Here is a 26,669-nt window from a genome sequence, read left to right as displayed (position 1 = left end):
ACCGGTTTTTCTGCTCGTGAATCCACCCATTACCCGTTGGCGGTGGGGGTCATTCCCGGTGATCAGTTGGGTCTTCGAGTCGAATACGACACCGAAGTATTCGACACCGGCGACATCGAGGTGCTGGTCAACCGGTGGCAAACGGTGTTACTGGCCATGACCGCTGATCCAGGTCGGCGGTTGTTGTCGATAGGTCTGCTCGAGGAGGCCGAACAGGCCCGGCTCGATGAGATCGGTAATCGGGCGGTGTTGACCCAGCCGCCGGTGCCGATGGTGTCGGTGCCGATGGCGTTTGCCGAGCAGGTGGCCCGCAGTCCGCGGGCGGCGGCGGTGACCTTCGAGGGCCGCTCGATGTCGTATCGCGAGCTGGACGAGTCCTCGAATCGGTTGGCGCATCTGCTGATTGAGCAGGGCGTGGGCCCAGGTGAGCGGGTGGCGTTGTTGCTGCCGCGCTCAGCGCAGGCGATTGTAGCGATCTTGGCGGTGCTCAAGACTGGGGCGGCTTACGTGCCGATCGATCCAGGGCATCCTGACGCGCGGATCGAGTTTCTGCTCGCTGATGCCGCCCCAGTCCTGGCGGTCACGACTGCCGGGCTATGCGCGCGCCTGGACGGGCACAATGTCGGGATCATCGATATCGACGACGCCGTCGTCAACAACTACCCCGACACGGGCCTGCCGGGGCGCGCGGCCGACGACATCGCCTACCTCATCTACACCTCGGGTACCACCGGGAACCCGAAGGGAGTGGCGACCAGCCACCATAACGTGATGCAGCTCCTGAAGGTAGCGGACAACTATCTGCCGGCGGATGGGGTATGGACGCAGTGTCATTCGTATGGGTTTGACACCTCGGTGTGGGAGATCTTTGGTCCGTTGTTGGGTGGGGGCCGGGTGGTGGTGGTGCCCGACGAGGTAGCCAGCTCGCCAGACGATTTCCACGCCCTGCTGGTTGCTGAGCGGGTCAGTGCCCTTGCACGTACCCCCTCTGCCCTAGGGACGTTGTCGCCGCAGGGGTTGGAAGCGATGGGGTTGGTGGTCGCTGGTGAGGTCTGCTCGCCGGAGATGGTGGACCGGTGGGCGCCCGGACGGGTGATGTTCAACGCATACGGCCCGACCGAAACGACGATGGCCGTGACTATTAGCGCGCCGCTGAACGCGGATGCCGCTGGCGACGATGTGGTGCCGATCGGTGCGCCGGTACCCGGGGCAGCGTTGTTTGTGCTGGATGGGTGGTTGCGTCCGGTGCCGGTAGGTGCCGCTGGTGAGCTCTATGTGGCTGGCGAGTGTGTGGCGTATGGGTACGCGGGTCGGGCGGGATTGACCTCATCGCGATTTGTGGCCTGCCCGTTCGGCCGTCCCGGACTACGCATGTATCGCACCGGAGATGTGGTGCGTTGGGGCCCCGATGGACAGTTGCGATATGTGGGGCGCGCCGATGAGCAGGTCAAGATCCGCGGATATCGCATCGAGTTGGGTGAAGTCCAGGCCGCGCTGGCCGGGTTGGAGGGAGTCCAGCAGGCGGCGGTGATCTCCCGTGAGGATCGTCCGGGTGATAAGCGGTTGGTGGGATATGTGGTCGGTGCGGTGGACCCGGCGGCGGTGCGTGCCGAGCTCGGTGAGCGGTTGCCGGGATACATGGTGCCGGCCGCGGTGGTCGTGATCGACTCGCTGCCGTTGACGGCCAACGGCAAACTCGACAAACGCGCCCTGCCGGCACCGGAATACGCCGATGGCGATCGGTACCGGGCCCCGGCCAATCCCACCGAGGAACTGCTGGCCGGCATTTTTGCCCAAGTCCTAGGGCTTGAGCGAGTCGGGGTTGAGGACTCGTTCTTCGAGTTGGGTGGGGATTCGCTGCTGGCGATGCGGATGATCGCCACAGTCAACAAGACTTTCGATTCCCATCTCGCCGTGCGCACCCTATTGCTCACGCCCTCGGTTAGAGGTCTGAGTCAACAGTTAGGCAGAAATGACAGCGCCGTGGAACTGGTCCCTATTGAGGTTCTGAGGGAGGGAACAGGTGTCCCGCTGTGTTGTATCCACGAAGGTTTCGGTCTGAGTTATGCATATCGGGCACTGGGCGAGTATTTAGATTGCCCGCTTATCGGAATCAACCAAATCCCGTACAACGGTGAAGGCGGACAGCTCTCGATTCATGAGATGGCGAAAGAGTATGCCGATCGGCTCCAGGCGCTGTACCCCGAAGGGCCCTACAGGCTTCTCGGCTGGTCTTTTGGCGGCCCGGTCGCGCATGAACTGGCCATCGAACTTCGTCGGCGCGGCAGCGTAGTCGAACGCCTCATACTGTTGGACCCGGTGCTCACCAACAATGGCGCCACACAAAGTCAGCCCCCAGACGATAACAGCCAAGGCGAAGATCGCATCTTGCAACTTTTCTTACAATCTAACGGTATCGATATTCCCGACCTGGCGGAGCCTCTTACCTACCAGAAAGCAGAGGAATTGATCCGTCAACAGCAAGGAGTTGTAGAATTTGTTCTTCCGCCCAGGGAGCTGTTCGATTTCGTGGTTGACAATTGGAATGCCAATCGATCACGTATCCTGAACCATTTACCTTCTGTGTTCGATGGCGACATGATCATATTCTCCGCGCGGAGCCAAGAAGGGAATGAATTTACCCATCCACAAAATTGGCGACCGTACGTCGCCGGCGAGATTACGGTGCACCCGGTCGATTGCGACCATGACTACATGATGACCGCCGAATCGCTCGCCCTGTACGGTGAACAACTCAAACTCGCTTTAGAACCGTGATGGCTTGGCTCAGGAAGCTCCTAGTCGATCTCCCCCGTCAGGTTGAAGTCACTGAGCGTGCGGGCCGCTAACTCACGCAAATCGGTTTTCGTTTTGACAGAGCCCGGCTGGTACGCACACACGGCAACGAAAATTCTGTCAGGAAGACGCCAAGACTGCACAGTCATGAGGCCGTCTATTCGCTCTAGCCACTGTCGCGTTAGGTGTTGCCCGGCCAATCGCCCGGTGACGTACTCAGCGTCGCTGCCATCCAGACGGCATACCACCGAGCCGAAATCGCCAAGGTTAGAACAAAATACAGGAAGGTAGTCGCCGAACATCGTGTCGTCCAGCTCGCCCATCCGCTTCAAAACCCGTTTCGGTATGAACGGAATGAGAGAAGCGACTTGCGACGACTCGTCCGGCGATTTTCGCACCGTTTCCAGTGCCTGCCTGATTGCGGCGCGGGCGTCACGCAGATCCGTTGTTAACTGCGTTGAATCAATGCGGACACGTGCAAACGACACCGCGTTCGCACGTGTATCCCCGTCGCTGCGGGTGCTTATCGGGAGTTGCATCGTCACAGTGCCGTCACCCGAACTACGGCGGCCCATGTGCTCAGCGAGTTTCGCGACCCACCCCGCGACCAGCGTCTTGCTCGTTCCGCCGAGCGCCTGTGCGCGGGCATCCCATTGGGTCACATCGACAACGACGGTGACGTGCGGTACGAGGACAACGTCGTCGGGGACGTTGTCCCAGCGCCTTTCTCGGACAGCCACTGCGCGCGATGCCCGCGATTTGGCAATATCCTGCCGGTTAGTTCGCGCCAGTTTCACAGATGCGACGACCGCTCGGGCAAGTTCCGGTACCTGCCGAACTGTTAGACGGACATCCTGCCCCACCGCGCGTAGTCGAGTGCGTGAGCGCGGCGGCGGGTAGGCAAGATCGCGAGTGTTTCCGACAATCGCATCATGTACCGCTGCAACCATCCCTAGGCCGTCGAGCACGTAATGGGAAATCAACAGACTGACCGCGGTCGAACCGTCCGTAAGTGGAAGGACGTTCAGATGCCAGCTGGGCCCCATCTCCGGATCGAGAGGCAATTGTAAACATTCATCAGCCCACTCACTGAGCTCAGATCGTGGACGAGCGCACGTGGCGATATCGATGTCGGACGGCCCTGGATCTGATACCCACCGATCCCGGGCAAATGGCAGCGGCGAACGCTCGATCCGCCGGCCCAACAACCCACGACGAAGATTCTGGTGAAACCGCCTCAGTCCGTCGAAATCAATAGGGTGCTCATAAACCCACACGACCTGCATGACTTCCCTGCGCTGGGTGACGCGCTGGCCCGTGAACACGGCCTGATCCACGGCCGCGAGACGATTGTCCGGCCGTGCCACACGGTTGGACGCTTGGCTATCAGTTGATGCTCGTACAGGAAGAATCCGGGCCGGCACTGATCAGCCTTCCTCGACAGGGTCCGATTTGTTCGTAGCAGGAAGTTGCGCGGGCGCCATCTTTTCGCACAGCAGTCCGGCCAGACCGCGGACGGTGCCGATGTCGGCGAGGTCGGCTGAATTAATGCGTATTCCTGTTTCGGTCTCGATACGGGTGCGCAATTCGAGGGCCCCCAGTGAGTCCATCCCGTATTCGGAGAGCGGACGGTCGTTATCGATGTTGCGCCGCAGGATGAGGCTGACCTGCTCAGATATCAGACGCCGCAGGCGGGTGGGCCACTCATCCATCGGCAGCTCGTTGAGCTCGGCGCGCAATTTGGCTGTGTCCGAGGCGCTTTGGCTCATGGAACGGAACGCTTCGGTGAATGGGCTCTGCTGGTCCGATGCGGTCGACGATATTGCCTCCGCGATGGGCAAGTAGCCGGTGTAGGTCCGGTCGTGGCTCAGCAGCGCTTCGAACGCGTAGGCGCCCTCGTCGGAAGTGATAACGGCCTCGGCACTATCCGGCGAGGAGGTTGAGGACGCGATCTGACCCCAAGAACCCCACCCGATTGCGGTTGCGGGCAAACCCTCAGCCCGGCGCCACTGAGTGAAGGCGTCTAGCCAACTATTGGCCGCGGCGGACGCGCCTTGCCCGGGCGCTCCCAGCAGTGCAGCAGCCGAGGAGAACGAGCAGAACCAGTCCAATGGCTGATCCGCGGTGGCAGTGTGCAAGTTCCAGACGCCATAAGCCTTTGGCGCCCAGCAGCGGTCGATAAGCTCCTCGGTGAGATCGCTCAGTCCGGAGTCTTCCTCCACCGCTGCCGCATGGACCACACCGCGCAAGGCAAGCCCGGTGGCGGTCGCTGTGGCAACCAACCGCCGAGCGGTATCTGGTTGGGCGATGTCGCCGCACTCCACCACGATGTCGCCACCGAGCGCCTGGATGCGCTCTATGGTCCGTAGCGCCTCGGGGGTGGGCTGCGAGCGTTCGGACAACACGACACGCCCGCAGCCGGCATCAGCCATCTTCTCGGCCAGAGACAGGCCCAGGCCCCCTAGCCCGCCGGTAATGATGTAGGCGCCATCGCTGCGGAAGACGCGGACGTTCGACGGCGGCACGGTCACGCGACTGGTGCCTGTACGCGGGATATCGAACACGAGTTTGCCGGTGTGCTGAGCATTGCTTATCGCCCGAAGGGCAGTGGCGGCATCAGCAAGCGGGTAGTGCGAGATCTCCGGCATCGGCAGCGAGCCGTCTGCGATGAGCCCGTACACCGTTGCCAACAAATCTCGGAGCCGGTCCGGATCGTTGAGCGACAGCAACGCCAAGTCGAGGGCGTAGAAAGTGAGGTTCCGGCGAAAAGGAAAGAGCCCCAAGTGGGTGTCGCCGTAGATGTCACGCTTCCCGATCTCGACGAATCGTCCACCGTGCGCCAGCAATTCAACACCCGCGCGCTGGGCCGCGCCGGTGACCGAGTTGAGCACGATGTCTACTCCAGTGCCCAGAGTGTCGCGACGTATCCGCTCGGCGAATTCGACGCTTCGCGAGTCGTAGACATGCTCAATACCCATGTCGCGCAATAGTTGTCGACGCTGATCACTGCCAGCGGTGGCAAAGATCTCGGCTCCCGCGGCGCGGGCGATCGCGATTGCCGCCTGCCCGACTCCCCCGGTCGCGGAATGGATCAAGACCTTGTCGCCACTTCTGATGCGGGCTAGCTCGTGCAGGCCGTAATAGGCAGTCGCGTGCGGCGTGGTTATCGCGGCCGCCTGCTCGTCGGAAAGCCCGGCCGGCAAGGGCACGGCTAAATTGGCGTCGCACGTGATGAACGTGCCCCAGCAACCATTAGGGGAGAGGCCGCCCACATGATCACCCACCTGATGGATGGTCACGTCAGGTCCGACTGCGGTTACCACCCCGGCGAAATCGGTTCCCAGTTCTGGTAACTGGCCCTCGAAGGCGGGGTAGCGGCCGAACGCCACCAGTACGTCAGCAAAGTTGATGCCGGAGGCGCCGATCGCGACCTCGATCTGACCCGGTCCGGGTAGAACGCGGTCGCACGCAATAAGTTCCAAGGTCGCCAGATCGCCGGGTGTGCGGATATTTAGGCGCATCCCGTCGGTCTCGTGGTTGACGAGGGTGGTTCGCCGCTCTTCAGGACCCAGGGGAGCGGAAGACAATCGCGCAACGTACCACTGGCCATTTCGCCAGGCGGTCTCGTCTTCTTCGGACCCGCTGATCAGTTGCTGGGCCAGCTGCTCGGCATCAGTGGTTTCGTCGAGGTCGATCTGGGTGATCCGCAGGTGCGGATGCTCGGTGCCGATCACCCGGATCAAACCTCGCAGCGCGCCCTGATTGAGGTGCGGTCGGTCGCCGGCCACAACCGACTGCGCGTTACGGGTTACGACGTGTACACGAGGCGGTTCGCCAGGCAGGTCGCACAATTCGCGGATGATACGCACCAGATGCCGCACATACTCGCGCCCAAGTACCGGGGACTTGTCTATTGTCTCCCCGTTTTTAGGTCCGGTGAGGATTACCACGCCGGTGAATCGACTGGGGCGCAAGAGATTTGCCAGTTGTTCGGTGGTCGAGGTGACGTCGGCGTTCTGCGGCCAACACATCGTGGTCAATTGCGCGCCATGGCTTTTCAGGGCGTCGGTCAATGAAGTGGCAACCACATCGGCGGTGGCGGTGGTGCTGAGCAGCAGCCAGGTTCCGGCGTCGACATATTCCGTCTCGGGCAATGCTCGCGGCCGCCAATCGATGGTGAGCAGCCGCTCGGCCAGCACCCGATCCTTTTGGTCTTTCTCGGAGACGCCGGTGCCCAATCGCAGCCCCTGCACAGCGAGCAGAATTGCTCCGTGCTCGTCGAGCACATCGATGTCGGCTTCGATCCCGGAAGTGTCGGCGTACGTGATGCGCGTGTAGCAGTAGTGGGCGTTGCGCGCCGAATCATAGGCGCGTAGCCGCCGGATACTCAGCGGCAACGCCAGCATGTGCTCGCCAATGGCCTGAACTTCCGGATGAGCCGCAACGGACTGAAAACAGGCATCCAGCAACGCCGGGTGTGCGCCATAGGCGTCCTGTTGCGAGCGGATTTGGCGGGGTAACGCGACTTCCGCCAAGATCGTGCCGGTGCTTTCTGAGCCGCTGTGGACAGTCCCCAGACCGGTGAACGCCGGGCCGTACTGCAGGCCACGGTCGTCCAGGCGCTTGCGCACGTCTGCGCCATCCTCGCCACCAGGATGCGCGTCGACTAGCGCGGATATGTCAAGCGCAGGTGGCTGCTCGTCGCCTCCGGTACGGAGGACCGCAGCGGCCAGCCGGGCTGGTTCGCCCCCCTGATCGGTGTCTACCGTGAACTCGACGAGTGCCGGCGACATCAACGTCGCCGAAGCGGCAATCGTAATCTCCGCATCCAGCAGCAGCGCTTGCTGGAAGCGAATGTCGCAGACGTCACCAGCCTCGCCCAGCACAGCTCGCGCGGCCGCTAACGCCATTTCGCAATAGGCTGCCGCCGGAAGCACAGCCACATTGCGGACCTGATGATCGCCCAGCCAAGGCTGAGCGCCGGTACCGACCTGTCCCTGCCAGACGTGCCGTTCCGGCTCCCCCGGCAAGCGCACATGCTGTCCCAGCAGGGGATGTACCTGAACTGCGCATCCGCCGTGGGTCGGGGTAGGTTCCTGATTGTCAGCGCTCAAAAATAGCCGGCGGTGAGTCCAACTCGGCAGCGGCACGTCAACCAGCCGCCCGTTCGGGTACAGCGCGGAAAAGTCGACCGCGGCGCCCGCATTGTGCAAATCTGCCAGGAACGATTGCAATCCGCGCGGAAGTTCCTGCTCACCAGCGGGCGGTACGTCCAGTTCGCGTCGTCGCATGCTGGCCAGGGCGGCCACCGGCATGTCGAGGCTGCGGGCGTTCTGCTCAAGGGGGTGGGTGAGCAAGGGGTGTGGCGCCAACTCGCCGAAGACTCGGAAGCCATCCTCCATGGCAGCACGCACTGCGGCCGCGAACCGAACCGTGCGCCGCAGGTTGTCCACCCAGTAATGACCATCGCACACCGGCTGCTCACGCGGATCGAACATGCTCGTCGAGTAGAACGGAATTTCCGGGGTCTTTGGCGTTAGGTCGACCAGGGCGTCGGCCAGTTCGTCGAGGATGGGTATGACCTGCGGAGTGTGCGATGCCAGGTCGATAGCCACCTCACGGGCCATCACTTCGCGCTGCTCCCACGAGGCCACCAGCTCGCGGACCGTCTCGGTGGCCCCGCCGATCACCGTGGACTCCGGTGAAGCCACGACCGCGATCACGACGTCATCGATCCCGCGGGCCATCAACTCGGAAAGCACTTGCTGGGCGGGCAATACCACCGATGCCATGGCCCCCGAACCGGTGATGCGGGACATCAACCGTGAGCGGCGGCAGATCACGCGGACCCCGTCTTCCAAAGACAGCGCCCCGGCGACCACCGCCGCCGCGATCTCTCCCAGCGAGTGACCGATCACCGCGCCCGGGCGCACTCCGTACGATTTCATCGTGGCCGCCAGCGCGACCTGCATCGCGAACAGGGTCGGCTGCACCCGGTCAACGCCGGACACTACCGTAGGTGCCGTCATTGCTTCGATTACCGAAAATCCAGACTCCTGGGCGATCAATGGTTCGACCGCGGAGACGGTAGCGGCGAATACCGGCTCACTGGCCAAAAGCTCAGCACCCATGCCTGGCCACTGTGATCCGTGCCCGGAAAACACCCACACCGGACCTTGATCGTCGCGTCCGACCGCGGGTTGATAGGGAGTATCTCCGTCGGCGATCTCGCGCAACCCCGCCGCAAGCTCCTCAGGGTTGTCGGCGATGACCGCTGTGCGTACCGAGCGGTGCCCGCGACGGCGCGCCAGGGTGTAAGCAACGTCCGTTAGCGCGACGTCGTCGTGTGCTTGTAGCCAGTCCGCCAGCCTGCCAGCAGTGCGGCGCAGCTCGGTGGCTGAAGTGGACGAAAGCGGAAAAAGCAGAGCTGCCTGACTAGTCGATGGCAGTGTTTCGGCTTCTCTGGTGGTTTCGGGGATCTCCGGAGCCTGCTCCAAAATTGCGTGAGCGTTGGTTCCGTTGAACCCGTAGGCTGACACGGCCGCCCGCCTCGGTCGGTGGTCGTCGCCCGGCCATGGCGCATTTTCTACCGGTACGAACAGATTGGTTTCGATTTGGGCGAGTTCATCGGGCAGGCGGGAAAAGTGCAGATTTTTCGGAACAATGCCTCGCTGCAGGACTAGGACCGCCTTCATCAATCCCAACGTGCCCGAGGTGGACTGGTTGTGTCCGAAATTCGTCTTCGCCGACCCCAGGGCGCATGGGCCGGTGCGGCCGTAAACCTCTGCCAGACTCGCGAATTCGATGGGATCTCCCACTGGCGTGCCGGTGCCGTGGGCCTCCACCATGCCGACGGTGCTCGGATCGACGTCCGCCACGGCCAAAGCGGTTCGGTAGGCGTCGACTTGGGCGGGCCGTGATGGTGTGGTGATGGTCGCGGTGCGGCCATCGTTGTTCAAGGCGGTGCCGCGGATCACGGCCAAGATCCGGTCACGGTCGCGCAGCGCATCCGGTAACCGCTTGAGCAGTACCATCGCGCAGCCCTCCCCGGAGGCGAACCCGTCCGCGGCGACGTCGAACGCGTGGCAGTGTCCGGTCGGCGACAGCATGCCGCCCGCCGACCCCGCGGCGAATTTCCTTGGATCCAACGTCACCGAGACACCGCCCGCCAGAGCCAGGTCGCATTCCCGGTCCTGCAAGCTGCGGCGTGCCATGTGCACAGTGACGAGGCCAGAAGAACATGCGGTATCCACTGTTATAGCCGGACCGCGCAGGTCCATGGCGTAGGCGATGCGCCCAGACGCCAGGCTGTAATTGCTGCCCAAAAATCCGTACGGCCCCTCCAAGGCGTGGGCATCGGCCGCCACAGATATGTAGTCGTCATGCGTCAAACCCACGTAAACACCGGTGCGTGTACCAACCAGACTTGTCGGGTTGATACCAGCGTGTTCCACTGCCTCCCAAGAGGTTTCCAGCAATAGCCGATGCTGCGGGTCGATCGCGGTCGCCTCCCGTTCGTCGAGCCGGAAGAAGTCGGAGTCGAATCCGGCAACGTCGTCCAGGAATGAGCCCCACTTCGTAATCGAGCGACCTGGTACCCCGACCTCGGGGTCGTAGTATTCCTCGGCGTCCCAGCGGTCGGGCGGGACTTCGGTGATCAGGTCATCGCCACGCAGCAACGCTTCCCATAGCCGTTCGGGCGAATCGATTCCCCCAGGAAGCCGGCATGCCATGCCGACGATGGCGATCGGGGTGGCAGGTGTGGTCGTCACGTCGGGCGAAGAATCCGGTGAAGCGTGGCGATGCACACCGTCATCGATCGCTCGAGATGGATCCATTCCGCCTCCTAGTAGCGATGACTAGCTGGCCGTATAGGTCGCTCGACTCAAGACGCTACAGTCTTGCGACTGCGCAGGTTGCTACATCACGCCCGATTGATGGCCTCCTACGGCCGAGCCGAATGGGCGGCCTGGAGCAGGGGGAGGGTATTACGCAAGGCGCCGGGCGTTAAGGAAAACTGATGAGGTTGTTACCCAATCGTGATGTCGGTAAGCAGCGCGGCCAGATGCTGGTCGCCCTCAAGGCCGTGCGTGAGACTTCAGCCGCAGGAGAATTTTTCGAAACTGCGACAGGCGCTGATGCCCTCCACTACGGTTGGGAACGGTTTCACTTGTACTAGACGGTCTGGAGAAGCGTGAGCGTCAACCCGTTCGACGATGAGAGTGGCAGGTTTTTCGTCCTGATCAACGACGAAGAACAGCACAGCCTGTGGCCGACCTTCGCCGATGTTCCCGCCGGCTGGCGGGTGGTTTTCGGCGAAGCCGACCGCGCCGCCTGTCTGGACTACATCGAACAGAATTGGCCCGACATTCGGCCAAAGAGCTTGCGCGACAGGCTGGCAGCGGAAAGAGCCTCTGACTAGAAAATTCAAGCCGCGACAGCGAACCTACCTCGACGCTGGTCTGCTACAGCGCAAAGCGCAGCAGGGTTTCGCGCCCACGTGTCGCATCAGCCGATTTCGGCGAATCGCTCACTGGTAACTAGCCAAGCGCGTTGACACCTGCGCGACAGATACAACGGAGCCCGACCTGCCCAGTCGTAAACGCATGAAGTCGAGCAGGCTGTGCTAACCGGCTTTGCTTCTGTCCTGAAAGGAGCTGACCCGGTTCGGCGCAATCTGCGTGGTTCGATCTCGCGGCAGCAGGTCATGCACGATCGCGGCGACGAGATCGGGTCGGTCGATGGGGAGCAAATGACTTGCCCTGTCCGCGAAGACGAGCTCTCCCTGTGGAAATCGCTCAGCGAGTTCGCGATAGGGGTCACAATAGTGGGGTTGCGCAGCTGGAGCGCCGGTTGGCGATTGAGGGAGGACCACCCGCACTGGAACGCTCGGCAACTCAGCGCCGCGCAATTCCGCCGCCACCTCCCGCAGATAGCGGCCAGCGTGCGACACGGTCAATGCGGTCTGCAATCCCACCCGCGGATTCGCAGAGATCATCCGGGAGATCCAGTTAAGTCCCTCCTGACTGAAGTTCGCGGGAGCAAGGCACCGAAGCAAGGTTCGGCCAGCACGCGTGCTGAAAAAACCGGTCAGCGCGAGAAGCCCAGTTACCCAAAGGCAGACGGTGCTGAGGGCGACGGCAATGGATTGGAGAATCCGAGACTCCGTGGCTACCGCCGGGTCGAGCAATACGAGCCCCGCTACGTTGGCTGGATATCGGGCAGCGAACATTTCTGCGACAATGGCCCCGTTCGACCACCCGACGATGATTACCGGCGTGGCACACCCGAGAGAACGAAGTAGCGCGTGCAGGTCATCTGCCATGTCAGCAACGCTGCGACGTGGCGGACCGTCAGACCTTCCACTGCCAGCGCGGTCATAGGTCAGCACCGTCGCAAACGCGGCAAGCCGCTCTTCCAAACCGCCGAAGTCGTCGCCGCTCGTACCTTCACCGGTGCCGCCGGCTTCGAGGACGACAGTAGGACCGTGACCCATCACGCGGGTACATAGCACTTTGTCGCCGATGTCAACCAACCGGCGGTGCGGCCAGATCACGACCCGACCATACAGTGTCCAGGGGGGTTGTATCCGCCGTTTGTTCAAATCCTGGAGGACAAATTCTCTGTCCTGTTCCAGATCGCTAGCCCTTCGGGGGCGCGGGACCTTGCGGCTGGGTGACGGAGAACGCGTCGCCACTTCCAAAACCAACAGAAGCTTCATCCTGCGACATGGGCCATTCGACGCCAAACACCAGATGGCCGGGCTTTCGGATCACTCCTCAGCCATAGACAGGCACAGAAATAGGTCTGGGTTAACTCGCTAGCCCGCCGTGGCGGCCTGATTGACGACAGTCTCAAAACGCTTTTCCCAGCGAAGGTAGCTACCGAAGCTGCCGAGCACGAAGGGCGAGAGTGCGATTGCCCAGGTCGCCACCTGGTTCAGCACATTAGCCGGGAAGCGCATCGGCCTTACGATGTCGACAAAAAGGATGGCCCGCATCCCGTCCGTCCGGTTCCAAGCTTCGTGCTCGAAGGTGTCGTCGAAGATCATCACCCGGCCCTCCTCCCAATGACGGGTCTGCGACCCGACTCGGATGGCACACATCTCGGCCGGCTCGGGGACGAGCAGCCCCAGATGAAGACGGAGCACGCCCTTGTAAGCACCATGATGTGGCGGCAGGTGTTTCCCGGGCGCGAGGATCGAGAAGAAAGCGGTCTTCATGCCCGGCATCTTCTTCAGGAGCTTGGCTGTTTCCGGACAGCGACGACAATTGGCCGCCGCCTTTATACCGTAGGCGTAGAAGAAGAATGTCTTCCAGCCGTCGTCCTGGGTAAGGCCGATCTGGTCCTTCGAGATGTCCTGAAAATTCGGCATGTCCGCCGCGTAGGGCAGCAGCGCATCGAGCTCGGCGCGGACCTTGCGCCAATCAGCCTCGACCGTCTCAACCCAAGGGAAGTCTTTATTTTCGAAGAACTCCTGGTCGCCGAATATCGAAGACCGGCTGTAAAGGCGGTAGAGCGCACCGAAAATCGGCATGATGAGACGTCCGAGTATCCGCCAGAAGAACCCATGCGTCTGGTCCATGCAGCCCCTTTCGCCGAGGCCGAAGTTTACACGGCGCTCTCTTGCGATCCAGCGTTTCCGGAAACCTCGATGCCCACTCGGCGCAGCGCCGCAGATGACTCGATGAACGACCAAACCGAGTTGGGCACCCCGTCTGGCGCCGGCGACTCGGTGTGTCAGACCTTTCGGGGAACGCTTGCTGGTGACCACCAGACTCGACAGCGTTGAGCACGATCAAAAACCATGCACCCAAGTGCAATCGACGGGTCATATTCGGCGGCCCCCGCGACGACGCTTTATGCTGGCCCAACGAACCACGAGGTACGACATCTAGCGCACGACCGAACCGGCGGCCGCGGTAGCTGTCCTCAATGCAGGCAGTCGCCACGGGGCGTCGCCAATCGTACTGCTGCCATACGGCCAGCCGGTGCAGCCTTTGACCGCGTGCAAATCAACCTTTCCTCGTCAATTTGGGGACAACTAATGTCACTGTGCCGCAAGTCTTTTGGCTCCTCGGCCGCGGAGTCACCGGCGAAGGGATAGGATTTTTGCGATGAGATTTGTGCTGGCAAGCTATGGAAGTCGCGGCGATATCGAGCCGTGTGCCGCTGTCGGCCAGGAGCTGCAGCGCCGTGGGCACGACGTGCGTATGGCCGTTCCGCCCGACCTGGTTGGCTTCGCCGAGGCGGCTGGGCTCGCGGCAGTAGCGTACGGTTTGGAGACGCGCGAGTGGCTCGAAGCGCACCGCGACCTCTGGACGCGGTTCTTCCGTGGCTTTTGGAACATTCAAGATCTGGTCGGGTCGGCGCGTGATGTGAGGGCGCCCATCACCGAATGTTGGGAGCGGATCAGCACAACCCTGTGGTCGCTGGCGGACGGGGCCGACCTGCTGTTCACAGGTCTGAGTTTCGAGCAGCCGGCCGCCAATGTCGCGGAGTATTACGACATTCCGTTGGCCACGCTGCACTACCACCCGGCGCGGCCCAACGGTCAGCTCGTGCCATTTCTCCCGAGTCCGCTTTGCAGGTTCGCGATGGCGCTCGACGACTGGCTCGGTTGGCGCATGGCGAAGGAGGCCGAAGACGCGCAGCGCCGTACACTGGGCCTTCCGAAGGCAACGTGTCGCGCGTCGCGGCGAATTGCCGCGCGCGAGTCGCTGGAGATCCAGGCCTACGATGAGGTTTGTTTTCCGGGCCTGGCGGCGGAATGGGCCAAATGGAACGGGCCCAATGGTTCTTCAAGGCCGTTTGTCGGAGCGCTGACGATGGAGTTGCCGACCGACGCTGACGATGAGGCCTTGTCGTGGATTGCCGAGGGGACGCCGCCGATTTTTTTCGGGTTTGGCAGCATGCCGGTCGAATCTCCCGGAGACACGTTGGCGATGATCGCTGCAACCTGCGAAGAGTTAGGGTTGCGGGCGCTGGTTTGCGCCGGGTGGAGCGACTTTAGCGACCTCCACCATTTCGAGCACGTCAAAGTGGTGAGCACGGTGAATTTCGCGGCCGTTTTTTCGGCTTGCCGCGCGGTCGTGCACCACGGCGGCGCGGGCACCACCGCTGCGGGTCTACGAGCCGGAATCCCCACGTTGATTCTCTGGACGTGGTTCGATCAATTGCTCTGGGGAGCTCGGATCAAACGATTGAAGGTGGGGACGGCCCGCCGGTTCTCGAGCGCTACCCGAGAATCGCTCGTTGCGGACCTGCGTAGCATTCTCGCCCCTGACTACGTCGCGCGGGCCTGCGAGTTCGCCACCCGAATCACCCAACCCACTGAAAGCGTTGTAGCCGCCGCCGATCTCCTGGAAGCGAAGGTCCGTCTGAGTCGCGTTGGCTGATAGTTGGAGGCGACCCGTCGAGATGGTTGGGCGGCCCTGCGCATTGAGGTGATACGCGATGATTAGTCAATCGCGCCAGTCAGGCCGAACTCGGCGAGCGTCTGCGCAGCCAGCTCACGCAAAGCGGCGTTCGTGTTCTCCGCGCCCGGCTGGTAGGCGAGGACCGTCATGGCAATTTTGCCGCCGATACGCCAAGACTGCAGTCGCAATTGACCGCCTGCCTGCTCAAGCCACCGCCGCGTTACACCTTGTCCGATCGCCCGCGCGGTGTTGTACTCGGCGTCGGTGCCATCGAGGCGACGCAGCACCGCGCCGACGTCGCCGAAATTAGAACAAAACACCGGAAGATCGGTCGCGCCGACCACCATCACATCGGACAGCCATTTCGACGTTCGTTTCGGCATGAACTGGGTCAGCCAAAGGAGAGGCGAGGACTCATCTGACGTCTCCCGCACGGTGCTCAGGGCTTCTTTGACCGCGGCGCGCACGTCATTGAGATCAGTAGTCACCCGCGTCGGGTCGACGCTGACGTACGCAAACGACATTGCGTTGGCGCGCGTATCACCCTCTGCGCGGTCGCTAAACGGGAGTTGCAGGGTGACGGCGCCATCGCTGGCACGTCGTCGCCCCATGCGCTCGCCGAGTTTCGCAGCCAGCCCTGCCGCCAGCGCATTACTCGTGCCGCCAAGCGCCTTCGCGCGCGCATCCCAGTCATCAAGCCCGACGTGGATTGTGATGGATGGTACGACGACGACCTCATCGCCATCGCCGCCGGAAAGGGCGACCGGTGGGGATGCCGGTGATCGGGAGATGCCTTGCTGGTAACGACGGGCCTCTTTTGCCGCTGCGACAAGCTCGCGGCGGTGATGATTGGCCAGTTTTGCCACCGCGCCCAGCGCCCGGGCCGCCTCGGGTACTTCCCGCGCCGTCAGCCGGGCATCCTGGGCAAGTGCGCCCCGTCGCGTGCGTGAACTCGGGGGCGGGAGGCCGAGATTGCGCGTGGTGCCCATGATCGCTTCCGCCATGACGAGAGCGAGCCCGATTCCGTCGACGAGGAAGTGGGAAACAACCAGGGTCACCGCGGTCGAGCCATCGGTGAGGGGGAGGACGCCGAGATGCCAGCCGGGACCCGATTCCGGATCAGTCGGGATCTGCGAGCGTTCATCAGCCCAGTCGCTGAGTTCAGCGCGTGGACGGGGGCGCTCGGCAATGTCGATGTCCGGCGGATTCGGATCCGAGACCCACCTATGCCGGGCGAACGGTAGCGGCGAACGCTCGATGCGCCGTGCCAGCATTTCGTTGTGAGCGAGATTGTGGTGAAAACGCCTGAGCCCGTCGAAATCAAGCGGGTGCTCATAAACCCAAATGATTTGCATGACTTGTTTTTGGCCGGTGGCGAGCTGCCCCTTGTAAAATGCCTGGTCCAGTAACGCGAGCCGATTGTCCGGGCGCGCATCACCGTTGGGTGTGCGGCTGTCAACGGACGCAGGTGCAGGACGCATCCAAACTGCCACTCATCAGCCTTTCACGAGTCTTGCCGCGGCCGGATCATCGCATCTTCGACTTCCTGCGGGTCTGCCACCTCCTGTGCGCTGTAGCCGATAAACAGCGCGACCCCCCCGAGCAGTCCGATCACCCCCGCCAAGCACAGCAGGCCATAAGTGATGCCGTGGTCCAGGGCATTCAACTGCGCGGCATTCATGAACTTTACCGGCCCCTCAGTGCCACCCAGCGACAGAGTGCGCGCAGTAACGGCAGCCTGAATGGCGGCCAGCATTATTGGGCCTCCGAGATTTTGTAGCATCGCCGCGATTGCGGATGCAGGGCCGATGCGATCGACGTCGACGCTGGCGATCAACGCTAGACGAAGCGGGACGTTGGCCAAGCCGATACCGACAGCGGCGACGACGAGCGGCAGCACCAGATTTGGGAAGTACGGGACGCTGCGAGTGAGCGTTGAGCCGTACAGCATGGCCGCCAGCACCAATACGCCGCCAATGACCATTACGACCCGCGGCGAAAAATCCCGTACCAGCCGCGACGAAGCGGCCGCCCCGATGACCACCGCAATGGAAAATGGGATGAAGCGGACACCCGCCTGCAGCGTGCTGTAGCCCATGACCTCCTGCACGTAGACGCCGACTAAGACGATCAGTGTGAACAGCACCCCCCCGCACAAAAAAACGGTCGCGAATATGGCTAGCCGGTTGCGGTCGCGGAATAGGTTGAACGGCACCACGGGGTTGGTGGCCGTGCGCTCCACTAAGACGAACGCCACAAGAGCGGCCAGAGCCAACACACCCAAACCGATCGGAACAGGCGAGAGCCAGCCCTTCTCCGGCCCGATCGACAAGCCGAAGACCACAGCGGTACAAATCAGCGTCGCCAGGATCGCCCCGGTGGCGTCAAGCTTCATCCGCTCCCTCTGGGTTTCCTTCAGCGCGGCTCGGGCCAGCCAAAGTACCAGCAGCCCGAGCGGCACGTTGACTAAAAACGCCAGCCGCCACGACACTTCGGTGAGCACTCCGCCTACCACGAGACCCATCATTGAGCCGACAGCGAGCATCGCACTGAACACCGCCATCGTCGCATTGCGCAAGGGACCCTTTGGAAAGGTCGTCGCCACCAGCGCCATGCTTGTCGGTGCGATGATCGCGGCCGCGGCACCTTGCAGCAGCCGAGCCAACACCAGTGCGGACCCGTCCCAGGCGATGCCGCAAAGCGCTGATGCGATGGTGAAAAGCGCGACGCCGCTGATAAAGCTTCGCTTGCCCCCGAAGGTGTCACCCAGACGACCGCCAAGCAGCAGCAGCCCCCCGAAGGTCAGCACATAGGCTGTGACCACCCAGCTCCGCCCCGCATTCGACAGGCTCAGTTCGTTCTGGATCCTCGGAAGCGCAATGACAGTAATCGTGCCGTCCATCGACGCCAACAGCTGGATGGCGCCGATCGCGGTAACCGCGGCTACGAACCAGCGGGGCGGCCGATTCGGAAAGAACCTTTTGGTACGCTGCGCCGTAGTCGATTCGATGGACATTGGGGTCGCGCGTTCCGTGCGCTCTGTCGTCCCGTGAGGGAGTGTCTGCTCCCCATCTTTGAGCGGCGCCATAGCTTGCGACCCTATAGCAATCTTCAAAGCCGGTAGCCAGAAACCTAGGATTCGTCTACGGGACTATCGATTGCGGTCGATGGCGCCGGCGATGGAAACTAGCCTGCTGGCCACCGGGCATCGATTGCCTCGCTGAACGCCATCCGCGGCGACGAAAAGATGTTGCTCTTCTAAGAACGCATCAGCGCCGGGAATGTGCGGCCGCGGTCAGGGCGAGCCTGTGCCACGTGCAGAAGCCCTCGAATTTCTAGGTCGGTATCGGCGCCGCGGAATATGTTGCCGGAGCTCAAGACGTGGCGTGATAGGAAGTCTAGACTCGTCGCCGACAATACCGGCGTGGGATAGGGGCAGTTTTGACGGTGACCGCTCTGGACGTGCGATCCTTGTACCTCGACTTGTTGCGACGCAACCTCACCCGATTCGGGATGCACGAACGCATGCCCTCGCGGTGGCCGCTGCGGCGACGCCTCCTTCTCAAAACCGCCAACACGGTTTTGCCTATGCTCAGCGGCACAAGCCCGTTCGGTCAGGCCAAGCGCGACTTGGGCTTAGATTGGCCGGCAGAAGCCGAGACGATGATTGGCATGCAGCGACTCGCCAGTCTGCAGCACTGCGTCGAAACGGTACTGGCGGACGACGTTCCGGGCGATCTGGTCGAATGTGGAGTGTGGCGCGGGGGGGCTTGTATCCTGATGCGCGCGGTCCTGGCGGCTTTCGGGGATGAGACGCGATGCGTGTGGCTGGCCGACTCGTTCGAGGGCCTGCCCCCTCCGGACACCGCAAACTACAAGGCGGACAAGGGGATACGGCTTGACCTCTTTGGATCCATTCTGGGAGTGCCGGAAGCGGAAGTCAGGGCGAATTTCGAGCGTTATGGGCTGCTCGATGAGCGGGTTCGCTTTCTCCCTGGCTGGTTCAAAGATACGCTGCACGATGCCCCAATTGATCGGATCGCTGTCTTGCGCCTTGATGGCGACCTCTACGAATCTACGATTCAAGCGCTAACAGCGCTTTACCCCCGCCTGTCTCCTGGGGGTTTCTGCGTCATTGATGACTACCAAATTCATGTGTGCCGGCAAGCTGTCACGGACTACCGCGCGGAGCATGGAATATCTGAGGAGATCATCGACATAGACGGGTGTGGAGTTCTGTGGCGCAAGCAATGAACGTGCTTCGGACATCCACCCCGCGGCGTTTGGCTTCGACCGCACGTCTGGCCGGAAGCATTTGCGATTCGACGTGGCCAACTCCGCAGTGATTCAACCCAATTGGAACTTGCTCACATCGTACGATGAATCCGGCTACCGCGATATCCGCGGCGATGATCCGACTCGTAGCGAGGGCTACCGTCGTCGGCGAGATGGGTCGCCCGGACGGTGTTAGCCGCCCAGGCTCCGGTGACGAACCTGCGATGTGCTCGATATGCGTTGCAACAGTTGGTGATTGATCGGTCACGATGCCGTAACCGCTGAATGGGCGGCCGGCGGTGGGGCGGATTTCTCTCCGGGCGGTGCGGGCCAACTGCTAGCATCGGGTCCATGTCTGGACCCGATGCTCCGGTTCGGATTGGAATCCTCGGTGCAGCACGCATCGCACCGGGGGCGCTGATCATCCCGGCCAGTGAGAACGACGAGGTCGTGGTAGCAGCGATAGCGGCGCGCGATGTCGCTCGTGCCGAGGCTTTTGCCACCAAATTCGGGATCGCGCGGGTGCACCACAGCTACGAGGCGCTAATCGCGGACCCAGACCTGGATGCCGTCTATAACCCACTGCCAAACGCTTTGCACGGCAAGTGGACCCGAGCTGCCCTTGCCGTGGGCAAGCACGTACTGTGCGAGAAGCCATTCACCGCCAATGCCGCAGAGGCCCGCGAGATCGCCGAAATGGCTTCGAAGTCAGACCGGGTTGTGATGGAGGCATTCCACTATTGCCACCATCCAATGGCTGTGCGAATCGAGGAGATCGTTGCCTCGGGGGAGTTGGGCAAGCTGAAGCGGGTGGAGGCGGCCTTGTGCTTCCCGCTGCCGAAGTTCTCCGATATCCGCTACGACTATGCCCTTGCCGGTGGCGCGACCATGGATGTCGGATCCTATGCGGTCCACATGGCCCGCAGGTTCGGCGGCTCGACGCCGGAAGTCGTTTCGGCGCAGGCGAAATTGCGCGATCCTCAGGTGGACCGGGCCATGAAGGCCGAGTTGCGGTTTGCAGATGGGCACACCGGCCGCGTTCGCTGCTCGTTGTGGTCGACGGACCTGTTGGAATGGAGCGCCAAGGTGGTTGGCGACCGGGGCGAGGTGCGGATGCGGGTGCTCAATCCGCTGGCACCTTTCCGTCGGCTCTCGGTCCGGTCAGCCGAAGGTAATCGTGTAGAACGCTTTCCGCAGCGCACCTCCTATGCGTATCAGCTTGATGCTTTTGCAGCGGCGGTGCTGCGCGGGGCACCGGTGAGGACGTCGGCGGAAGATGCCATCGAGAACATGACCGTCATCGATGGGATCTATCGCGCTGCGGGCCTCCCGCTCCGCGAGCCTGCCTGACCGTCAGGTGGCGAAATGCGCCTGGTTCACGTGGGCGGCCACCCGTAAAGCGTTGGCGGCGATCGTCAAACTGGGGTTCACACCGGTACTGGATGGGAAGAACGAGGCGTCTACCACGTAGAGGTTCTCCACTTCGTGCGCCCGGTTTTGCGGGTCCAGAACACTGGTTTTGGGATCGGTACCGAAGCGGCACGTGCCGCAGACGTGAGCCAGGGCCGAGTTGTTTTCCGCGCCCCGCAGGGTGATTTTGCGAAACGGCTCCAAGACTTCTTTCAACTGGCGCAGGAACACCGCGCGGCGCTCTAGGTCATTGGCGTGGACACGGTACTGAATTCGAAGCCGTGGGCGACCGTCTGAGGTCGGTTGGTCGCACGGCAGGACCCGGTTGTCCAAGTAGGGCAGATCTTCCATGATCGGTGCCAGCACCAGTCCGCCGTTGAAGTACCTTTCGTACACGCGGCGCGTCGCGGGACTCATCATGCGTAGCATCTTCGGCATCCAACCGGGGACGTTGGTCACCATTTCCATCGGCGGCATCGAACCGAATGACTGCACCGTGCCGTATTTCTGCCCTTCCCAGAAGTAAAAATCGCTCAGCCCGATCTCCTTGTTGCACTCGGTGATTTTGCTGCCGGTCTGCGGGAAGATCTCAATCAAATCGATCAGATGGCGCATCAAATTGCGGCCCACCCAATCCGAGCCATTGGCCAATCCACGCGGCCAGTCACCCGAACGGGAATTGAGCAACAGCACCGGGGTGGCCAGGGCACCGCCGGCTGCCACCACCACCTTGCCCTTCAGGGCCAGCATGCCGGAGCGGTCCTCACAGATCACTTGCCTGACCTGTGTGCTGTCCGCATCCAGGCGCACGGCCCGACATTCCGGGAGCAGGTGGGCGCCGTGCTCGGCAACTGCGGGCAGCACGCAATTGCGGGCGGCCTCGTTCTTGCACGACTGGTGACACAGATGGCTGTGGCACGTGATGCAACCGTCGGTGTAATCACAGGCCATTGGCAGGTGGTAGGGATGCAATCCGCGGCCTGTAAGGTAGTCGACCAGCGGCTGGTTATCGGCCGAAAATGGCGGCGCCGCAGGCAGATTGGCCTCCGCCGTCTCTGGCCGCAGGGGATCGGGTTCGCCGCGGACGCCCAACAGCTTCTCAGCCGCCTTATACCAGGGTCGCATCTGGTCGTAGGTAATCGGCCAAGCTTCCGGCACGGTGGAGTCGGCGGGATCCGGAAAGTCTTGCCGCGGAGTGAAATCGCGGACGAAAAAGCGCTCGCAAACCATGGCATAGAGGGCCGACGACCCGCCCGTCCCGCTGCCGATGAACGGCAAGAACCGCCGCGGGAAGCGTCCGCTGATGTCTTCGACCTCGTCGGTCCAGCGGCCGGCCCGGGCCAGCGCGTCGTAGTAGGCCTCTGCGGTACGGGCGGACATCGGCTCGGCCACTTCCGGCGGCGAAGCACGAATCGTCCCCGGCACCCCGGGCAGTGTCGAGCGCCCCTTCTCGACAAACAGCACCCTGCGACCTGACCGAGCCAGTGAATAACCCAGCGTGCCGCCACCCATGCCCGTGCCCACGACGATCACGTCCCACATAATGCGTTCCGCTTCGCGCGGATTCAGCTGGCCGTCGGCCGCAATCGAGTCCATCAGCGGATCATGGCACAAAGCTTTGCGCGGTTTGTGCGAATCGCGATCCGCCAGCCTGGCGGCTGCCCACAACTCAACGAAACAGCAAGGGGTTGATGTGATTACGACCCGCTGGCACAGGGCATACATGCCTCGCTCGCGTCGTCAAGTACCGTGCTCTAGTACCAGTTGCCCACCCAACGGCACCTCGGCGCCCGGCTGCAACTCGCTCAGCCGAACGCCCCGTCCGCGGTCGAATGAGCAGGGATAATGACCGATGCCTCTGGCGCCACGTGAGCGCACGGGGAACCGAAAGGCTGATTTTCGATGAAATTTGCGCTGGCAAGTTACGGAACTCGTGGCGATATAGAGCCGTCGGTCGCCATCGGCCGTGAATTGCAGCGCCGCGGGCACGAGGTCCGCATGGCCGTCCCACCAGACTTGGTGGGATTCGCCGAATCGGCTGGGCTGGCAGCAAGTGCTTATGGGCTGGAGACTCAGGCGTGGCTGGACGCCTACCGCAACTTTTGGACGAGTGTCTTTCGCAACTTTTGGAAGGTGCAGGAGTTGCGCAGGCTATGGCCCGAGCTTTCGAAGCCCCTTACCCAGTGCTGGGACGAGATCGCCAAGACGCTGACATCGCTGGCGGACGGAGCCGACCTGCTGTTCACGGGCCTGAGTTTCGAACAACCGGCTGCCAATGTTGCGGAATACTACGACATTCCGTTGGCGACGCTGCATTACCTTCCGGTGCAGCCTAATGGCCAACTCCTGCCACTGCCGGCGCCGTTGGGACGGCTGGCGATGGCGGCGTACGACTGGCTCGGTTGGCTCATGGACAGGAAGTTCGAGGACGCGCAGCGCCGTGAACTGGGCCTGCCGAAGAGCACCGCCCCCGCGTCGCGACGCATCAGTAAACGTGGATCGCTGGAAATCCAGGCCTACGACGAGGTTTGCTTTCCCGGGCTGGCGGCGGAATGGGCGAAATGGAATGGGCCCATCGATCCTCTTAGGCCGTTTGTCGGGGCGCTGACGATGGAGTTGCCGACCGACGCCGACGAAGAAGTCGCATCGTGGATTGCCGCCGGAACACCGCCTATTTTTTTCGGGTTTGGCAGCATGCCGGTCGAATCTCCTGCCGAAACCATTGCCATGATCGGCGGGGCCTGCGAGCAGTTGGGCGAGCGGGCCGTGGTGTGCGCCGGGTGGAGCGACTTCACCGACGTCCCCGGTTTCGAGCATGTCAAGGTGGTGGCCGCGGTGAATTTCGCGGCCGTTTTCCCCGCGTGCCGCGCAGTTGTCCACCACGGGGGCGCGGGCACCACGGCGATAGGCCTGCGCGCTGGGGTTCCCGCCTTGGTCCTTTCGATGGACGTCAACCAGACATTCTGGGGAGCTGCGATTAAACGACTGAAGGTCGGCGCGGCTCGCCGCCTGTCGGTCACTACCCAGGAAACGCTGATTGCGGACCTGCGCATGATCCTCGGCCCTGACTACGTCGCGCGGGCCCGCGAACTCGCCACCCGGATGACCAAACCCGCCGAAAGCGTTGCTGCCGCGGCCGATCTGCTGGAAGCGAAAGCTCGCCTGAGTCGCGCTGGCTGATCGGCGAAGGCGAACCGTCGCGATGTTTGCCACCGGCCAAGCGCTGGCCGACTGTCGCGTGCCGGGCACGTCTTTCAAGAACTAATCCATAAGACACGCGCTCGACGGGTATGGTCAGCACTACTTACCGCCGCCGTGCAAATTTGCCGAATTACAGCAACGAGGGCGGTCATTCCAGCGTATTATTGTGCCCCCCAGTGCGGTCGGGAAACAATACGCGTGGGTTGCAGGACTGGCTGGTCGCTTGGGTGGGGGTACGGGAGGAATGACTTCAAACGGGAAAAGGCCACGGAAGCCGACCGTTTTGCACGGCCGACGATTGGGGTCGCCCTCGCGCGTTCACGCTCCCACCGAAGCGAGCGACCCCACATCAGCGCCGGCAACTTGGTTCGACACGCACACCGGGACCGCACCAGTGCTGCCTGCCCTAGTCGGCAGCGGCGATTGCAGGCTGATCGACCTCCCCAAGATTCACGACCCTCGAGGAAACCTGACCTTCGTCGAATCGGGCAGGCACGTGCCATTCGAGATAAAAAGGGCTTTTTGGATCTATGACGTTCCGGGTGGCTCTGTGCGAGGCGGCCACGCGTACCGATCCATTCACGAGTTCATAGTGGCATTGTCCGGGAGCTTCGAAGTCATGGTGAGCGATGGCTCGCACCGAGTTCACTATGCGTTAAATCGTTCCTACCAGGCTCTGCTCGTGCCCAATCTCATTTGGCGGGAGATGATCAATTTTTCTACGAATTCGGTGGCCCTCGTTCTCGCCTCGGGGCCATTCTCGCCTGATGAATACGTGCATGACTACGAGGATTTTCTGCGACTCCGGAACATGCAATGAGCCGCATCGACGAATGCAGGCTGGTGAACCTTGAGAAGATCGAGAGTCCCAAAGGCAGTCTGTCTCCACTCTATGGCGGGGTACACGTTCCTTTCGCAATCAAGCGGGTCTATTACCTTTACGATGTCCCCGGCGGAGCTGAGCGCGGCGGACACGCACACCGCGAGCTCCAACAACTGATCGTGGCAGCGTCGGGGTCCTTCGCGGTGACGCTCGATGACGGGCAGAATCGACGAACCGTGTCACTCGACCGTTCTTACTATGGCCTCTACCTCCCGAACTTGATCTGGAGAGAATTGGTGGGTTTCTGTACAGGAGCCGTATGCTTGGTATTCGCCTCCCTGCCCTACGACGAATACGACTATATTCGCGATTACCACGACTTCCTGGCCACTGTGCGCAGCCCAGCCGGCGAGCGCGGCACAGGGTGAACGGTCGCTTTTCGGCTTCGACAATCGAAGCGAGGAAAAGAATTCCGCTTGGATATTCATTGGGGGTATCGTCGCGCCGCTGTTTTAGCGGCTCTTGTCATCGACGGTGCGAAATCCGGTTCGCAGAAGAGAACTGAGCTGAGAGCAATTATGGAAAATGAGTGACCCTGGGGTGGGGGTACGGCGGTGAACGCCCCGCTCGTGGCCGTGGATTTTCTGGACGTTCGCGCTGCCACCCGGGAACTCGAAGCACCGGTGCTGGAGGCCATCCAGCGAGTCGTGCGCGGCGGGTGGTACATACGCGGCGAAGAGACAGCAGCGTTCGAGCATGAGTTTGCTACCTTCACCGGGGCGAAGCATGCGGTAGGAGTCGGCAATGGCCTGGACGCTATTGCCCTCGCGCTGCAGGCGCTCGGGGTTGGCCCCGGTGATGAAGTCATCGTCCCGACAAACACCTACATCGCGACCTGGCTCGCGGTAGCACGTATCGGCGCCCACCCGGTAGGGGTGGAACCGATCGTCGGCCAATGGAACCTCGATCCTGCTCGGGTAGAGGACGCGATCACTCCGCGAACGCGTGCCCTCATCCCGGTGCACCTCTTCGGCCAACCCGCAGATCTCGGGGAACTCTTGGCATTGGCGACCAAACACGGGCTGGTTGTGGTGGAGGATGCCGCGCAGGCGCATGGTGCGCGCTACAACGGTCGACGCATCGGCGCTCACGGCCACGCCGTGGCATGGAGCTTCTATCCTGGGAAAAACCTGGGCGCTTTTGGTGACGCGGGTGCCGTGACCACCGACGACTCTGGTGTGGCAGCTCGCGTTCGTTCTCTCGGCAACTACGGAAGCACCCAGAAATACGTGCATGACGTCCTCGGGACGAACTCGCGACTCGATGAGATTCAGTCGGCCGTGCTGCGCGTCAAATTGCAGTATTTAGATAGTTGGAACGACCGGCGACGGAGCATCGCCAATCGCTACGCCCAAGAACTCATCGGCGCCCCAGAACTACGCTTGCCCGACACCGCCCCTGACCGTGAACATGTGTGGCACTTGTACGTAGTCGACCATCCCTCGCGCGATGACCTACAGAAACATCTGGCTTCCAAAGGAATTCAAACACTGGTGCACTACCCGATCCCCCCGCATTTGTCGGGTGCGTTTGCTCCGCTTGGACTAACCAAGGGAACATTCCCTATCGCGGAAGAGGCGGCGGGCACTCACCTAAGTCTGCCCATAGGTCCTCATCTGTCGGAGGAGGACGTCACGCGGGTGATCGATGCCTGCCGGTCGTTTCCCTGATAGCAGCCGATCCTT

General features: G+C 62.2%; 15 protein-coding genes and 1 pseudogene. 9 read left to right on the top strand and 7 right to left on the bottom strand.

The window, feature by feature from the left end; translation table 11 throughout:
* Positions 1–57: 57 nt before the first annotated feature.
* Positions 58–2,778, top strand: a pseudogene (locus A9W99_RS27575) (amino acid adenylation domain-containing protein); the annotation flags it as partial.
* Between the two features lie 20 nt (positions 2,779–2,798).
* On the opposite strand, the gene A9W99_RS01755 reads toward A9W99_RS27575, so the two are convergent.
* A complete protein-coding gene (locus A9W99_RS01755; RefSeq protein WP_253869514.1) occupies positions 2,799–4,133 on the bottom strand; it encodes a wax ester/triacylglycerol synthase family O-acyltransferase in 1,335 nt (444 codons plus the stop codon).
* Positions 4,134–4,223: 90 nt separating this feature from the next.
* Positions 4,224–10,634, bottom strand: a complete 6,411-nt coding sequence (gene pks2, locus A9W99_RS01750) for a type I polyketide synthase (RefSeq protein ID WP_067372496.1) — start codon at positions 10,632–10,634, stop codon at positions 4,224–4,226.
* Positions 10,635–10,990: 356 nt separating this feature from the next.
* Between pks2 and A9W99_RS01745 the strand changes: the two genes are divergently transcribed.
* Positions 10,991–11,218, top strand: a complete 228-nt coding sequence (locus A9W99_RS01745) for an MbtH family protein (RefSeq protein ID WP_067372494.1) — start codon at positions 10,991–10,993, stop codon at positions 11,216–11,218.
* 204 nt (positions 11,219–11,422) lie between these two features.
* On the opposite strand, the gene A9W99_RS01740 is transcribed toward A9W99_RS01745, so the two are convergent.
* Together A9W99_RS01740 and A9W99_RS01735 are read right to left on the bottom strand one after the other, a co-directional pair.
* The gene (locus A9W99_RS01740; protein ID WP_067372491.1) at positions 11,423–12,352 is read right to left on the bottom strand and encodes an alpha/beta fold hydrolase; all 930 of its coding nucleotides are present in this window, start codon (positions 12,350–12,352) and stop codon (positions 11,423–11,425) included.
* Between the two features lie 264 nt (positions 12,353–12,616).
* Positions 12,617–13,381: an aspartyl/asparaginyl beta-hydroxylase domain-containing protein gene (locus tag A9W99_RS01735; RefSeq protein ID WP_216639700.1), complete on the bottom strand. Its 765-nt coding sequence runs from the start codon at positions 13,379–13,381 to the stop codon at positions 12,617–12,619.
* A gap of 532 nt (positions 13,382–13,913) precedes the next feature.
* On the opposite strand from A9W99_RS01735, the gene A9W99_RS01730 reads away from it, so the two are divergent.
* Positions 13,914–15,194 (top strand): glycosyltransferase, encoded by a 1,281-nt coding sequence (locus A9W99_RS01730; RefSeq protein ID WP_067372488.1) that lies wholly within the window; start codon positions 13,914–13,916, stop codon positions 15,192–15,194.
* A gap of 62 nt (positions 15,195–15,256) precedes the next feature.
* Here the strand turns inward: A9W99_RS01730 and A9W99_RS01725 are convergent, their stop codons facing one another.
* Both A9W99_RS01725 and A9W99_RS01720 read right to left on the bottom strand, forming a co-directional pair.
* On the bottom strand, positions 15,257–16,696 hold the full coding sequence (locus A9W99_RS01725) for a wax ester/triacylglycerol synthase domain-containing protein (RefSeq protein ID WP_067372486.1): 1,440 nt from the start codon (positions 16,694–16,696) through the stop codon (positions 15,257–15,259).
* A gap of 23 nt (positions 16,697–16,719) precedes the next feature.
* Positions 16,720–18,303, bottom strand: a complete 1,584-nt coding sequence (locus A9W99_RS01720; protein ID WP_067372483.1) for an MFS transporter — start codon at positions 18,301–18,303, stop codon at positions 16,720–16,722.
* Positions 18,304–18,656: 353 nt separating this feature from the next.
* Here A9W99_RS01720 and A9W99_RS01715 point away from each other — a divergent pair, with 353 nt between their 5' ends.
* Both A9W99_RS01715 and A9W99_RS01710 read left to right on the top strand, forming a co-directional pair.
* On the top strand, positions 18,657–19,469 hold the full coding sequence (locus A9W99_RS01715) for a TylF/MycF/NovP-related O-methyltransferase (protein WP_067372480.1): 813 nt from the start codon (positions 18,657–18,659) through the stop codon (positions 19,467–19,469).
* 372 nt (positions 19,470–19,841) lie between these two features.
* Positions 19,842–20,840: a Gfo/Idh/MocA family protein gene (locus A9W99_RS01710; RefSeq protein ID WP_067372477.1), complete on the top strand. Its 999-nt coding sequence runs from the start codon at positions 19,842–19,844 to the stop codon at positions 20,838–20,840.
* Positions 20,841–20,843: 3 nt separating this feature from the next.
* On the opposite strand, the gene A9W99_RS01705 is transcribed toward A9W99_RS01710, so the two are convergent.
* Positions 20,844–22,496: a GMC oxidoreductase gene (locus tag A9W99_RS01705; RefSeq protein WP_067372510.1), complete on the bottom strand. Its 1,653-nt coding sequence runs from the start codon at positions 22,494–22,496 to the stop codon at positions 20,844–20,846.
* A gap of 306 nt (positions 22,497–22,802) precedes the next feature.
* On the opposite strand from A9W99_RS01705, the gene A9W99_RS01700 reads away from it, so the two are divergent.
* The 4 genes from A9W99_RS01700 (at position 22,803) to A9W99_RS01685 (ending at position 26,654) form a co-directional block, all read left to right on the top strand.
* Positions 22,803–24,080 carry a glycosyltransferase gene (locus A9W99_RS01700; RefSeq protein WP_067372475.1) on the top strand — a complete coding sequence of 426 codons (1,278 nt, stop codon included), beginning with the start codon at positions 22,803–22,805 and terminating at the stop codon, positions 24,078–24,080.
* Between the two features lie 265 nt (positions 24,081–24,345).
* Positions 24,346–24,921 carry an FdtA/QdtA family cupin domain-containing protein gene (locus tag A9W99_RS01695; protein ID WP_082929767.1) on the top strand — a complete coding sequence of 192 codons (576 nt, stop codon included), beginning with the start codon at positions 24,346–24,348 and terminating at the stop codon, positions 24,919–24,921.
* The gene (locus A9W99_RS01690; protein ID WP_067372472.1) at positions 24,918–25,352 is read left to right on the top strand and encodes an FdtA/QdtA family cupin domain-containing protein; all 435 of its coding nucleotides are present in this window, start codon (positions 24,918–24,920) and stop codon (positions 25,350–25,352) included. The genes A9W99_RS01695 and A9W99_RS01690 overlap by 4 nt, the downstream gene beginning before the upstream one ends.
* Positions 25,353–25,538: 186 nt before the next feature.
* A complete protein-coding gene (locus A9W99_RS01685) occupies positions 25,539–26,654 on the top strand; it encodes a DegT/DnrJ/EryC1/StrS aminotransferase family protein (RefSeq protein ID WP_253869512.1) in 1,116 nt (371 codons plus the stop codon).
* Positions 26,655–26,669 lie beyond the last annotated feature (15 nt).

The organism is Mycobacterium sp. 1164966.3 (assembly GCF_001665395.1).
Lineage (GTDB): Bacteria > Actinomycetota > Actinomycetes > Mycobacteriales > Mycobacteriaceae > Mycobacterium.
Note: the sequence above shows the minus strand (reverse complement) of the source record. Positions and strands in the feature narration are given on the sequence as shown.